9 protein-coding genes are annotated in these 14,886 nt (G+C 41.8%); 1 reads left to right on the top strand and 8 read right to left on the bottom strand.

Going from position 1 to position 14,886, the window contains the following annotated elements; all coding sequences use genetic code 11:
* Positions 1 to 57: 57 nt before the first annotated feature.
* The 7 genes from U5L07_10865 to U5L07_10835 form a co-directional block, all read right to left on the bottom strand.
* Positions 58 to 2,355 (bottom strand): YfhO family protein, encoded by a 2,298-nt coding sequence (locus U5L07_10865; GenBank protein ID MDZ7832243.1) that lies wholly within the window; start codon positions 2,353 to 2,355, stop codon positions 58 to 60.
* A 388-nt stretch (positions 2,356 to 2,743) separates the two neighbouring features.
* The gene (locus U5L07_10860) at positions 2,744 to 3,808 is read right to left on the bottom strand and encodes an acyltransferase family protein (GenBank protein ID MDZ7832242.1); all 1,065 of its coding nucleotides are present in this window, start codon (positions 3,806 to 3,808) and stop codon (positions 2,744 to 2,746) included.
* Positions 3,809 to 4,037: 229 nt separating this feature from the next.
* Positions 4,038 to 5,264, bottom strand: a complete 1,227-nt coding sequence (locus U5L07_10855; GenBank protein ID MDZ7832241.1) for a radical SAM protein — start codon at positions 5,262 to 5,264, stop codon at positions 4,038 to 4,040.
* A 42-nt stretch (positions 5,265 to 5,306) separates the two neighbouring features.
* On the bottom strand, positions 5,307 to 6,005 hold the full coding sequence (locus tag U5L07_10850; GenBank protein ID MDZ7832240.1) for a class I SAM-dependent methyltransferase: 699 nt from the start codon (positions 6,003 to 6,005) through the stop codon (positions 5,307 to 5,309).
* Positions 5,995 to 6,930, bottom strand: coding sequence for a glycosyltransferase family 2 protein (locus U5L07_10845; protein MDZ7832239.1), 936 nt, complete (start codon positions 6,928 to 6,930; stop codon positions 5,995 to 5,997). The genes U5L07_10850 and U5L07_10845 overlap by 11 nt, the downstream gene beginning before the upstream one ends.
* Before the next feature lie 442 nt (positions 6,931 to 7,372).
* The gene (locus U5L07_10840; protein MDZ7832238.1) at positions 7,373 to 8,443 is read right to left on the bottom strand and encodes an IS110 family transposase; all 1,071 of its coding nucleotides are present in this window, start codon (positions 8,441 to 8,443) and stop codon (positions 7,373 to 7,375) included.
* A 107-nt stretch (positions 8,444 to 8,550) separates the two neighbouring features.
* Positions 8,551 to 9,990 (bottom strand): glycosyltransferase, encoded by a 1,440-nt coding sequence (locus tag U5L07_10835; protein ID MDZ7832237.1) that lies wholly within the window; start codon positions 9,988 to 9,990, stop codon positions 8,551 to 8,553.
* A 340-nt stretch (positions 9,991 to 10,330) separates the two neighbouring features.
* Here U5L07_10835 and U5L07_10830 point away from each other — a divergent pair, with 340 nt between their 5' ends.
* Entirely contained in the window at positions 10,331 to 12,322 is a 1,992-nt protein-coding gene (locus tag U5L07_10830; GenBank protein ID MDZ7832236.1) for a tetratricopeptide repeat protein, read from the top strand.
* A 161-nt stretch (positions 12,323 to 12,483) separates the two neighbouring features.
* Here U5L07_10830 and U5L07_10825 read toward each other — a convergent pair whose 3' ends face one another.
* Positions 12,484 to 14,544 carry a tetratricopeptide repeat protein gene (locus U5L07_10825; protein ID MDZ7832235.1) on the bottom strand — a complete coding sequence of 687 codons (2,061 nt, stop codon included), beginning with the start codon at positions 14,542 to 14,544 and terminating at the stop codon, positions 12,484 to 12,486.
* Between the last annotated feature and the right edge of the window lie 342 nt (positions 14,545 to 14,886).

Here is a 14,886-nt window from a genome sequence, read left to right as displayed (position 1 = left end):
ATTAGGGGGAATTGAATTAAATTAACCTTCCTCCAGCGCCGGTATGGTTTGATGTCATTATTGTTTGACTATTTTATTGTTGGGCCGTTGCGGCAGCAAATGCTGGCCATGCTCAAAACGAGGCCTCAACATTCTGAAAAATATAGGCACAAGGACCAATAAAGTAGATATTGTAATAATTGCCCCAATGTAAAAACTTGAAGGCCGATAAATAAAAGTTATGTTATGCTTTCCAGGCTCCAGCTTAATGGCCCTCAATAGGTAGTCGGCTCTTAGAATCGGAACCCTCTTCCCATCAACGTAAGCTTTCCAGCCAGGGCAGTATAATTCACTGAGAAGAAGTATAGTCGTCCCCCTCGATTTTGATCTTAGTTTCAAATGATTAGGCGAGCGATCATAAACATTAACGCTATCCTTTTCAGGCGATCCATTTTTAATAAAATTTGACACGACATAATTTCGATCCTCTTCTAACATAAGTACCGTTTTTTTAGGGTTAAAAGAAGATTCTTTTAAGTATTTAATATGATCCTCATAGTTAGGTGTAAATATTATCTTATTTAGAAGCTTGGCTTCAGGCTGGAGATGCTTTGACCGCATCAATCTGTATTTGTTTCTCTCTTTTACTAGAGCGTATTTAATACGTAAGATTCTTGAGCTGAATGCAGATTTATAATCGTAGAAGATTTCTCGCGAAAATGTATGTCGGAATTTTTGGGGTTCAGGCAAATCCGCCATTGAATAGATAAAATGAAAATAGTCTTTTAATATAATTGGCGTATTGCCATTTGCACAATAATAGTTAAATGCCATGCCCCTTGCAGGGTCACCATAAAGTGAAAATCCATACCCAGGTATATTTACACGATAAAAACCAGAGTCTTGTTCAAAGATATGTTCATAAGGTTTCTTATTTATAAAATTCTCCATGTCATCTAATTCACACATGCGGTTTATCATCGGCATGGATACCAGGAAAAGGTCCACGAATATTGCAGTTAGTATCATCCACGCAAGCACGTGTTTGTTTTTTATAATTAGTACCAGACTTATAAGGACCATACTGGTAATTGTAAGAGAAATCGCAAGTATCATTTCTCTTGACGTCAATTGAATAGAATAAAAACCAGATAAATAAATTATACTTGATAAAATTATAACCAACCCGATCATAGCAGCTATATAAGCCTTGATTCTCAGGCCTTTTGCTAAAAGATAATGGACACCAAAGCCAGCTAATACGGCTGCAATAAAATTAAATATTATGGCGCATCTAGCCGGCCCTCGAAAAGTTGAGATCAGGGGAATAAATTTATAATAGAACCTGTAAACAGGTGTAGAGTCTCCAAGCATAATGGTGACCGCGACAAGCAACATGATAAAAAAACTTATAGAATATTTTTTATAATCTGATAAGACCCCTCCTATTAAAACTATAATAACACTCAATATTCCAAGATAACAACTGAATTCCCAATAATTAAAATTACTTGGTTGGGGAACGAAATAAAACAACAGCATTGAAAGCGGGGAAAATGAGACGTTTGTAGCAAACTCATAAGTATTGTTTGCCCTCAAGCTGAGAGATTGAAATTCTAAGCTTGGGAATAACTGAATAGCGCTTACTCCAAATGCAAGCAGGGGTATAAAAAGGTAGTATCCGGATATCTTAAAAAAAGAATCTCTCGTAAGCTCCTTTATATCAATAACCACCCTGATAAGGTAAAATAAACTTAAAAACAAGACTGTGTATAGATTAGTTTGTGGATCACCACTCAAAATTTGCAGCCCGACAATTAACCCTGTGAGATAGTAATATTTTCTCTGTTTTGTTTTATAGGCCTTTTCAATAAAATAGAACACCCATGGTATGAGTGCAGATGCATGAAGCAGAGTGAGTTGCCCTAAGGCTCTTAAAACGAAGCTCCCATTAAAGCAGTATACGATAAACGAGGCCACTGCCGCATAACGGGAATTCGTGATAAGTTTTACCAAGAAATACATGCCGAATGCAGCGATAAAAATATGGAGTAATATATCTATCGTAAAAGCCCAAGTTAATGGCAGGAGGATATAAAACAATGTTGAAGGGTAGAATATAAAAGTTGCAGGATTTGCCTGAAAAGGGTGGCCACTATAATAATGAGGATTCCAAAGCGGAATCTCGCCCGAAAGGAATGTATCTTTTATAAATTGTGCATTCCAAAAAAAATATCTTAGGTTGTCACCGTGAATAAAGCCGTCATGTTTACTAAAAATTAGCTTACTGAAAAAAATAACTATAGATATGGTTATTATTAGCGCAATCCAAATTAAATCTTTATGAAGCCTATGATTTTGGGTTGTCATATTCATATAGAGCTTTGAAAATTTGAGGTCTTTTTCCCGGAAAACTAATGTTCGCTAGTCAGTTTGCACTATAATTTGAGGCACTATTGATTATTGGCGGTCCTTTTATATCGGTCGCAAGCAAATAATCTTTTGCTTTTTTTTTGTCTGGCTTTTCACAGCAGATGAATCGATAAAATGCAGGTTTCCTGCGGGGCAAAGGGGCCCTCTTGTTTTTGGAAACGCATCAAGAATCCAGGTTTGTTTTTTTTGTTCATGTTTGGTTTGTTTCGCAGCAGATTGATAGAACCGATACAATTTAATGCCCTTATCCTTATGAGATATTTTGGCTGCCAGAGGAGTGATAATGTAATTTCGACATTTGGAGGGCAAGCAACATCAACAAAAGTTGTGATCAGCTTACCACCCTCCTTAAATATGGAATCCTTATTATTATTGATATCGCAAATATGCAAATCATAAAATTAGCTATAGAATGCACTGGTATGCCAATCAAAAAGTTAAAACTTCGAGGCGTTATCTCAAAATAAAATCTAAAAATTTCAGAAATCATCGGATGCATCAAATAAATTCCCAATGAATACGGTGCTATTTTTTCAATAAAGGAGGAGAAAAGCTTGTTAGGCGTATCCGGGGAATCCAATAATTTATTAACAAATAAGAATATACCAGCAGACAAAATAATAACGGCAGGATTTAGATAGTCATAAAAGTATAAACCTTTTGCAAGCCCAAATTCGTGAGTTGTTAAACCAGCACAGACAAAGACTATGAGAAAAGGCAATAAGATAAGAGAAATTATAATCTTATAAGGTAACTTGCACTTATCTATTAAACTTAACTGATATCCTAAAATGAAATAACCTATATAGGGAATGAATAAAGAGAATATGGTTTGTAACTTTCTGCTCGTATTATTAAAAAAGAAATAATCCATGAAAGTGTGAAGGCAGGCAAAACAAAAAATAAAAATAATTAGAAAAAATCTGTCTTTGTTTGAAGATGATTGAATAAATCGCCTCAGATATGGCGTAAAGGCATATAGGCCAATAAGCATGTATATAAACCAGAGATGTGGATAAGTATTACCTTTTAGAACTGAAATCAATACCTTCAAAAAATCTAACTCTATATTGTAAAAAAACTTTAAAATAAGGAGATAGGCTAACGTCCAGAATAATAATGGCAGCAGTATCCTATTAGCGCGTTTTTCGTAAAACTGCCTAAAAGATTCTTTTTTTTGAGGATCTAAAAGTAGAACACCGCTGATCATGACAAAGACGGGGACTGACCAGCGGGTGGCGGAATCGAAAAAATTCCCCACCCACCAGGATATCGAAGATTTATCAGTGATGTTTATAACAATATCTGCTGAACTATGAAGCATGACAACGGCAAATATAGAAACGACTCGCAGCAGATTTATCCAGAATATGTTGTCCGGTTTTGATAGGGTCACAACTTTAAATCCTCATCGAAAGATGAAAGCAATTATCATCTAAATCTTCAATAAACAGTCTGTTTGAAAAAAAATTTTGAGAATATTTTTGTTACAAGTCGATTATTTTTTATAAACATATTGAATAAATCAAAAAGCCGAAAATTCATTGTGTAAATAAGTAAATATGCCATAATTTGGAAAAATTCCATTTGTCTTCGGCTAAGATGTTCGAGTTCAACCGCATTCCCTAATTGCTTATTATAATCGCTCCATTTTGGCGAGAGATTTTTATACCCCCCCTTCCCTCATTCACCATATTCCAGATCTCACTGCCAGGATAAGGCACCATGATACCAATGGCAGTTTTGTCCGCATTTATTCGAATTGCAAATTTGACCGTATCCCATAATGATTTTAGTGATTCATTGGGATGCCCGAGAATAAAAAAAGCAGTTGTTGTGATTTTAGCCTCCTTGAACAATTCATGGGCTTCTAGTATCTTTTTCTTTGTAATTCCTTTCTTCATTTGATTAATAATTTCTGTATTCCCCGACTCAACACCAAATCTGACTTCAACGCAGCCTGCTTTTTTCATTAAATGAACGATTTCATTATCTAGGGTGTTTACATGAGTTGTGCAACACCACGAGACATTTATACCGCGGTTAATTATTTCTGAGCACAATTGCTTGGTCGCTTTTTTATTGGCTGAAAAAGTTTCATCATAAAAATCAATGTGTTTAACATTATATTGGTTTACATTTCTTTCTATTTCATCAACGACCAGAAGATTGTTTCGTTTTCTGACTTTGTTCCCATATGGCCTGCTGCAGAAATTACATTGAAAAGGACATCCACGTTGCGTAATAACAGGTAAATATCTGCAAAATTTTTTTATTACATCTTGATCGAAAAGATGCCAACCTGGCTCACCAATCTCGTCAATATCTCTTAGGATATCGGCTTTTGGGTTATTATTAACAATTTTTCCGAATTTATTATACCAAACCCCATTCATTGTTTCGCAAGGATTGCCAGCCAGAATGGATTCAATCAATTTTAAAAAAGCGACTTCCCCCTCACCTGCAACGAGATAATCAAACACAGGATATTCATGAAGTGTTCGTTCAGGCAAAAATGTCGTATGAAAACCGCCTAAAACAACTACAATATCATTAAGTTTTTGCTTCAGCTCCTGTGCAATCCTTGCTGCCATGGGGATTGAATGGGTAAATGATGTTATTCCAACAATTGAAGGGTTAAGCGAAACGATTTGATCGACAGTTTCCACAAATGAAAGACGAGCCAATCTTGCATCTATCAGCGCGGGGGTAATCCCCCCGTTTTTTTCTAAGTAGTTTCCAATATATGCTATACTTATATTCGGATAATCGGGATGGTCATATTCTTCGATGACATATTCCGCGGGGGGATTAACAAGGATTACATCGTAGTGTTTATTGCTAAATGCCATATATACTCTCCTACTTATAACGCTATACTCCAGCGATAAAATTTAAACCCATTCTTCATAATAAATATCATTTCCGATAATTTCGCAGGTAGCATACTCATTTTTCATTAATTTTTGGAGGCTGAAAATATAAGGGAAAAAATGAATATGCAGGTCAAAAGTATACCGATATTCTCTTTGCCTCGGCACAATTATAATTATTTTCTTCTTTGCCACCCTTCGTATTTCTTTAATAGTTTTTTCAGGGTTCAGCAAATGTTCAATTGTATGCGTGCATACAACATTGTCGAACGAGCTGTCTTTTAAAGGCAGTTCTTCAATATTATCTTCTATAAACAAAGGGTTAGAATGCTGAGTTAAGTGTTCAGGAATATGAAGATCTATGCCGACAACCCGCATATTCATTCTATTTGCCATTGCCATTGATAAAAAACCTTTGCCGCAACCGACATCCAAGGTGCTTTCACCGATTATATTTGATAATATTCTATCAATACATTGCTGATTTAAATCGGTTTTTCTTTTAATATGTTTATCAGATAATAAATTATAATAAAATTTGTATTCTTCTTGACTCAGATGAGGCGCTTTATTTTTAAATTCCATAAAATATTTAGCTTTATCTCCAAACAACAGCCAAAAACAAAGCCTCACTAATAATTTATTGTCTCTCATTACTGGTGGGATTAAATTATCTAATATCCAGTTAAAATGATTTGTAATATTTCTGTTAAGCATCATCGTGTTTTATATTGATCGTATCTTTTACGATGTAAATGGGTCTTTTTTTATTTTCATCAAGCACAACCCCTAAATACTCTCCAATGATCCCGATTAGAAAGAACTGCAATGCAAATAAAAAGGTGATCAACACAACAATTGTTGTATATCCGGGGACGACATGCCCCATCAGCTTGCGAACAATAGAATAAATTCCCAAAATTAAACTTCCCGCTCCAGTCAAAACGCCGACCGCAACGCTGAGTCGAAGAGGTAAGTTTGAAAAAGCAATAACTGCGATCAATGCATTCGAAAACAACTTTATAAAGGAATACTTGCTTTTACCAGCAGATCTTTCAGGTGCCACATATTCCAAATTTGTTTTTTCAAATCCTATAATTTGAATAAACCCCCTCAAAAAACGGGTTCTTTCAGGAAAATCATTTACAAGAACATTGGCCGCCCGACGTGAAACAAGAAAGAAATCAGAGGCATGTATTTCAAAGTGAAAAGGCGATATTAGGTTTAATAACACATAAAATATTCTTGAACATATTGATTGCATAAAATTTTGTGATAAATTATTTTTACGCGTCATCGTAACTATTTCGCAACCATTGTTATACTTCTCAATCATCTCATTTAAAAGGGCGGGCGGATGTTGGAGGTCAGCATCCATACAAATTACAATATCGCCACAACTGTATGCCATTCCGGCGATCATTGCTGCTTCATGCCCAAAATTTTTTGAAAAATTTATTATTTTAATATTATTATTTTGTTCCGATAATTTTAATAAGACATTGTAGCTATCATCAGTGCTGCCGTCATTGACAAAAATAACTTCATAATCAAAATCACCAATTGTTAAATGTCTCTCGAGGTCCTCCCAAAAAAAATTTAAGACCTCTTCCTCGTTATAAACCGAAACTATTATTGTAATCATTACGTCTTTCTTCCCGTGATGGTGTCACCCATTAAAAGGCCGGGGTCAAGAGAAAAAACTCCCCCATTCAAAAAAAATTGTCATTTTTTTTGAATCGCCATTTCTAGCTGATCGCTTCCTCACCGCACCCGTTATTTCTCGGGTGTATTATGTCAGCTGTGCTGCACCAGTCACCCATCAGGATTTAGGCCGCTCCGGTTTTGAGAGCTGCAAGACAGCCTCTGTTCGGAAGGCCCTTTCCGCATTTAGCGGACCAGAAAATCTTCGGTTCCATACCGTGTTCAATTTGCAAACCGCGTGGCTTGGTTACCAACCCATTGTGACTCACGGCATGGGCAGCAAAAAAACAAGCAGCTGATTTATGCTGAGCGGGGCGGCTGCCAATCAAACCTCGTGGATTTTTCATCCAACCCCAGCCTTGGTTCACCGCCCCGGTCAGACCTTATGAAAATAGTTTAGCCGAATCGAATGGCACTCCGTCTTTCATGATGTAATACGCCGCTTTTGCCAGCTTGTGCGACAAAGCCCCATGGGCCACCATCCGGTTTGTTCTATGCATCTTTCGGTTAAAATAACTGCGGGCAGATTCATCATAGCGCCTTGCCAGCTCGGCGGCTTCAGAAAAGGCCCAGCAAAGATATTTGTTTCCATTTTTTTTGTTCCCCTTGCCCTTTTGCTTGCCATTGCTGGTCCATTTGCTGTTGACCTTTCGGCAGTATGAGACATAATTGCCCGCTTTTGGAAAACGCTCTATGGGGCCGCTTTCCAGCTGGATTGTCAGACCCAGTATTTTTCCCACGCCTGGCATTGAAAGCAGGTGTCTATAGTTGCTGGTAAGCATTGCTTTCTTTTCAATCGCTGACTCAATGTCTCGTATTTTTCTAGTTAAAAAATCGATCGTTTCCTTGCTGGCTTTGCCGCTGAGGGCTATATCTTCGTTATCCTGCAGCAAGGGTTGAACCATATCTTGTTTAAGTCGTTTGACATCATTTACATTGATCCGATGCCCGCAATTTCTTGAGATAATGTTTTGCAGACTGATAATTAGCGAACTGCGGGTCTTCACGAGATGCCCTCTTTTTCGAAGCAGATCCCGGAATGGCCGCTGCTCTTTGGGGTATATATAGCCTTCCGGCAAAATACCCAGCCGCAGCATTTCAGCCAACCAGAAAGCATCATGATTGTCATCGCAGTGCTTGAGTCCTTTGTAGGTGGTTATGGCTGAAGGATTTGCCAGATGCACTTTATATCCATTTTCCATAAGCAGATCCACTAGCCAATACCAGTTATAGGTTGATTCGACCACAATACCGGCAATGTCATGTTGATAAGGATTCAAGGTGTTAAGAATCTGTTCCGGTTGATTGTGAAGTTTTTTTTTGAAAATGCGCTTGCCATAGTTGTCGATGATGCCCAGGTAATTGTTGTTTGAATGAAGATCAAAACCTGTGTACAATGTCATTGTGCACCTCCTTTTTGTTAGGGTTGTTTGTTTTCTCTTTTTCCAACCCAACTTATACCAAAATCGTTCCGGTATAAAGGAGGTGCCTTTTATATGATTATCAAACCTTGAATTGTGGATTATGCGAATAATTCACAATTCAAGGTTTGACACCACTGCTATATGAACTTCATTCTCTTCGCTGCAAACGCCACCATTTTCAAAAGCATCCAACCGTGGCGCCAGCGGTCAATGTTGGTTTCCCCGTATCGGCGGGCGCGGTAGCGCACCGGGACCTCAACGATTTTCAGGTTGAGTTTGGCCGCCCCGAACAGCAGATCAAAATCGCCGAACGGATCAAAATCGCCGAAATAGGATCGATTGGCGGCCAGCACATTATAGTCGGCTTTCCACATCACCTTGGTGCCGCATAAAGTATCCTTGATCGGCTGCTCCAAAAGCCACGTAAATGCCAGGGAAAAAAACTTGTTGCCGACAATGTTGAAAAACCGCATGGCCTCATCTTCCATGGGATACACCAGGCGCACGCCGTTTATGAATTCGCCTTTGCCCGCTGCCAATGCTTCATAGAAACGGTAAAGATCTTCGGGCGGCACGGTGAGATCCGCATCCAGGATCATCAGGATGTCGCCGCTGGCCTTTTCAAAGCCAAGACGCACCGCATCCCCTTTGCCCCTGCCGGTCTGCTGAAACAGGCGGCATTGAACGTTCGGATAGCGGCCCATGGTTTCCTGGACGGTTTCATAGGTATTATCCGTGGAATGGCCTTCCACGAAAATAAGCTCTGTTCCGCTACCCAACTGCGGCACCCGCTGAAATATCTCATCAATATGACCGGCCTCGTTTCGGGCCGCCACCACAACCGAAACCTTTGGCGGTTCTTCGACTTTAGGCGCCGGGAAAAGCTCTGGCGCCGGCCGGGCCATAACAATGTTGGTCAAGGCAAACCACTTAAACGGCAGCATGTTGACCAGGTACCGATTGAAAACCGTCTTGACCAGCCAGATATCCGCCGGGAAAAGAATCTTATTGCGCCGGTTGATGACCTCAAACCCGGCCAGATGCAGCAGGTTTTCCACATCATGCGGGGCAAACCAGTTCTGCTCCAATAGGTCCGCGCCCAGGCCCAGCTTGTTTACTGCAGCCAGAGGGATGCGCCACATATTGTTATAAAAATTGACGATAATCCGCGTGCCGGCATGACACAACGGCCGCAGGCTCTCGAGCACTGCCTGGACATCCCACAGATCATTGACCAGATCTGACAGAATGATCACATCAAATACGGTTTTTATTGGCAGCTCATAGGCATCCGCCTGAATGAAACAAAGATCGGGATATTTTTGCCGGGCGGTCTCAAGCATTTTCTCCGAAAAATCAACCCCCGCGCCAAATGCCGGTGCCATAGCCGCCAGCAGATCGCCATGCCCGCAGCCGATTTCCAGCACCCGCCTCCCTTCCGGCACCATATGACGGAAATATTGATGCAGCAGCGTCTGATAAAAGGCGCCGGGCCGGTTCGGGGCTTGTTTCTGGGCGGAAACGCGGTCCCAGTGTTTTCTTCTATCCCTTTGATAAGCAGATGCGGTTAAGGCCATGAGATTCCTGTATCAATAAATGTTCACGGTTTAAATAGCTGTTTACAATAGCAGCCGCGCCGTGGTAATTCAAGCCGAAGTCTGAGAATACCAAATTTCACCCTCATCCCGGCCTTCTCCCAGTGGGAGAAGGGGTAAAAAGGATTTTGCCTGATATTTGGAACTTGAGATTTGTTTGTAATTTGGAATTTGTAATTTGGGATTTATCATTATTTGACTGCCAGACTCAACCATGCAGAAACTTAAATACCTTACCCTGCTTATCTTAATCTGCACCACCACCGCCGTCTACCTGCCGGTTAAAGACCACGGGTTTATCAATTTTGACGACAACCTCTATGTGACCGAAAACCCCCATGTAAAACAAGGATTATCCTGGGACAATCTGAAGTGGGCTTTTCACCCGGAAAAATCATCTGAGTTCGGTTACTGGCAGCCGGTCACCTGGCTTTCCCACATGGCGGACTGCCAGCTTTTCGGCGTCCGGGCGGATATGCATCACCTGGCAAATCTCTGTTTTCATCTGTTAAATATCTTTCTCTTATTCTTTTTGCTTAATTACATGACAAAAAGTCCGTGGAAAAGCCTTTTTGTAGCGGCATTATTCGCTCTGCACCCGATTAACGTGGATTCGGTGGCCTGGATTGCAGAGCGCAAAAATCTTCTATCAACCGCCTTTGGCCTGATGGCCATGATCGGCTATGCGGGTTATGCAAAAAGGCCGTCTTTATTGCGTTACACATTGATTGTTATCCCTTTTGCCGTCAGCTTAATGGCCAAATCGATGCTGGTGACGCTGCCCTGTGTTCTGCTTTTACTGGACTACTGGCCTTTAAGACGATTCAGGTGGGCGGGCCTGCAATCCAGCCGGCTTCAAAATAGTAATCCTAAGCCTTTTAATTCCGTCCCATTTATACAGGCCCCGGTGCACCGGTTAATTCTCGAGAAACTGCCTTTGCTGGCGTTGTCCCTTGCCGCGATTGCTTTTTCGGTCTTTTCCCTCCAGATACAGGAAAGAATGGTCGACGAGACTTCAACCCCCTTTCCATTGCGCATTTCCAATGCCCTTGTTTCATGTCTTGTCTACTTAAAAAAACTCATATGGCCGAATGACCTGGCCATTTTCTATCCCTTTCCGGAAACCATTCCCCTTTGGAAGCCAGTTTCTGCAGCATTTATTCTATTGCTGATTTCTGCAGCAATTGCCTGGCGGGCAAAAAAATCGCCATATCTTGTGACCGGCTGGCTTTGGTTTCTTGGCACCCTTGTGCCGGTTTCCGGCTTAGTACAAAATGGATTATGGCCCGCACTTGCAGATCGATGGGCTTATGTGCCGCTGGTCGGCATTTTTATCATTGCCGCATGGGGGGTGCCGGAAATATTTCAACGATTAAAATTAAAAAAACCAACCATAGCTTTAACAGCCGCCGCATTTATTCCTTTATTTTTTTTCAGCTACCAAACAGCAGCACAACTGACGCAATGGAAAAATGACGGCACGGTTTTCAAGCACGCCTTAAGCGTTACGGAAAACAATTACATCGCTCATAATGGGCTGGGACTTTATTATTACAGGGTTAAGGAAGACCCGGAAAAAGCGAGTTATCACTTTAGAAAATCACTTGAGATAAACCAACATCACCTTGAAACAATAAGAAATTATGCCACTCTTCTGACTAAGGAAGGCAATTATGAAAAAGCCCGGCGTCTTTTTAATAAGGCTTTGATGCACAACCCAAAGGATAATAAAGCCTACAGAGGGCTTGGGGATTTGCACATGAAGTTAAATAACTGGGATAAAGCAGCGGATTATTATTCCCGGGCAATCCGGATGGCGCCTCTTAACCCCAAACCCCATAATGAAATGGGAAACCTTCTTTTAGAGCAAGGCAGGCTCCCGGCGGCATCAAAAAAATATCAATCCGCGATAGACCTCCAGCCGGAAAATCCGATCTTTCACTACAACCTGGGCATTGCCAAAACCCGGATGGGGAAATTAAGTCAAGCGCTCAACCATTTTAAAACGGCAATAAAGTATGACTCGAATTATCTCCAGCCATATTTGAAAACAGCTGAAATTTTTTTTCAAAAAGGTGACTTGGAAAGTTCAGAAAGGTATTACCGGGCGGCACTTCAAATTGCACCCGATAATGAGACAATTTACTATAGTTTAGGGGTGGTTTTGCTTCAAATGAATCGCGTGGACGAGGCTGTTAAGCTGATAGAAAAAGCTCTTAAAATTAATCCTGAATATAAAAAAGCGGCAAACGCCCTCTCATACATCAAAAAACAAACGGCTGGTCAGACTAAAGGCAGCGTCGATTTCGACTAAACTGTTTATCAATCCCATTAACTTAAGCTCCATATGGCATCGGGTGTCATTTCGAGCGATAGCGAGAAATCTTTTAATGGCTTGAGTTTTAAAGATTTCTCGTCGCTGGCGCTCCTCGAAATGACAAGCGCGAGGGGCGCTAAGTTAATGACATCGACCTGCTATTGTATTTTACCAAGCCGCTGCTGAACATTTTTCAGATTTTGCTTTGCACTGTAATACCCCGGCTGCAACTCCAGGGCAGTTTCGAAATGCGATTTTGCCGCTTGATAATTATTTTTCCGGATTTGAAGCTCGCCAAGAAGATTATGGGCGACAGCAATGTTGGGGTTTAAGGATAACGCCTTTTCATAATGCATAATAGCCTCATCAACCCGATCGAGCCTTGTAAGCACGACCCCGGCATTAAGATGGGTGTTCACGCCGGGGTTCATTTTTAAAAGCGTTTCCAAGTGCTCGAGGGCTTCATCAAAACGTTCCTGTTCAATCAGGGCGGCGGCCAGGTTGTTTCGGATATCGACAAGTTCGGGATCTATCTCGAGAGCCCTGGAATAGCATTCAACGGCTTTATCAACCAGCCCCTTGCGTTTATAGGCATTCCCCAGGGTACATATGGCATCGGTAAAATGGGGCTTAATCTCAAGGAGTTCTTTATAGTGCTTAATGGCCGCATCCATTCTGCCCGCCTTATAATAAGCCAGTGCCAAATTCTGCTGCGCCTTTAAATAAAACGGCTCAATAGCCAGGGCCTTCTTGTATTGCCCAATGGCGGCATTTATTCTGCCTTCTTCAAAATAGGCCGCGCCCAGATTATTCAGGGCCTTAGCATAATCCGGCCTGAGCGCGATGGCTTTTTTATAATGTTTGATCGCCGCCTTTCTATTGGTATCTTCAATGGCCCAGCCGTAATTCAGATGCGCTATCGGACTATCCGGTGTCGCTTTAATCGCGTGACCGAAAAGCGCCTCGTTGTTTTTCCAGGTAGCGATCTGAAAAAATGATATCAACATAAAGGCAGCCGTCATCACAGCAGTCGCCCCGGCCACTGCGGGGCGGGGCAAATGAAAATTTTTAATAATACGCTGTGCGCCCCAGGCAACTATTATAAACAGGCCGATTGCCGGCACATACACCCACCGGTCGGCCATTTCCGGCCACCTTCCATGCTGGGAAATGCCGCTAACCGGAAACATGGTGCCGAGATACCATAACCAGCCGACAATAAAAAATGTGGCCTTTTTATAAAGACGAACCGCGCTGACTGTAATTGCGGCAAGAACCAGGCCGGCCCCTGCAACGTGCCATGCGGGAATGGATTCCGGGAAAGGATAGAAAAAGGCCATATTATGCGGCCAAATCAGGTTGATGATATATTTGACATAAATAACAATGGCGTTACCCACGCGAAGCCCTATGGATGCGGCCTCGCCCGAAATGATCTGTTCCGTGTGGTGTACTGAAAAGATAGATACAGCCACAAAAATAAGGGAAAGCGCCAACAGGGGTATTTTTTCCAGGACAAGCCGCTTTAACGGATACTCTTGAAAAATTTTTGGGGTTTGGTGAAAACTGTTTTTTTCGACAACATTTCCCTCTAAATTAAAGCGCCTGAGCGGCCAGAAGTCCAAAAGCAAAAAGACGCAGGGGATTGTCACCAGCATCGGCTTAGACAACAATCCAAGGGCAAATGGCAAGAAAATCAAGAGATAACGCTTAACCCCCGGTTTCACGGCATACGCCACATAGGAAAGCATGCAAAGCATCCAGAAAAAAGTGCTTAAAACATTTTTCCGCTCAGCTATCCAGGCAACGGATTCCACATTAAGGGGATGCACGGCAAACAGCAGGGCAACAAATGCACTCGGCCACAGGGCACCGGTCATAAACCGCAACACCAGAAAGAGGAGCACCGTGTTCACCGCATGAATAACGACATTAACCAAATGATGCATACCTGCATCCACCCCGAAAAGCTGGGCATCCAGCATCAAGGAGAGCCAGGTAACAGGATGGTAATAATACAGGAGCGCCTCTTCGGAAAAGCCGAACGCCCACTTGACGTTTTCCCATGACAACCCCTTCTGGACCTGGCTGTTTTTGGCAATGTACTCATTATCATCAAAGCGGACGAAATCAAAGGTGGCCACCTGGCTGTAGAGCGCCGCTGTGAGAAGAATAAGAACTAAAATGACGAGGAAATTTTTCTTGGATTCAGTTTTCATAGTTCACGGTTCACAGTTCACGGTTCACAGTTCGGGGTTCATGGTTCAGGGTTCAGAGTTCAGGGCCTGAGGTTGAGTTGGGTGTTTGGAATTTTAGGTGTTTACTTTAGCAGCAAAGATTTGCTAATTCAAGGCAAAGCAATTTGTCAGCCACGGTAAATTTGTACTATCTGTTTTCAGGCGGGCACGGTGGCCCCGCCCTACTATCTGTTTTTCAGGCGGGCACGGTGGCCCCGCCCTACGCGGCAATGCCGACATTTTGTAGGGTCGGCCACCGTGCCGACCTTAGAACAGTAGGGTCGGCCACCGTGCCGACCAAATTGATCGGCCACCGTGAATTTG

The organism is Desulfobacterales bacterium (assembly GCA_034520365.1).
In the GTDB taxonomy this organism is placed as follows: domain Bacteria; phylum Desulfobacterota; class Desulfobacteria; order Desulfobacterales; family Desulfosalsimonadaceae; genus M55B175.
The sequence above is the reverse complement of the archived record's forward strand: the minus strand, read 5'-3'. Positions and strand labels throughout refer to the sequence as shown.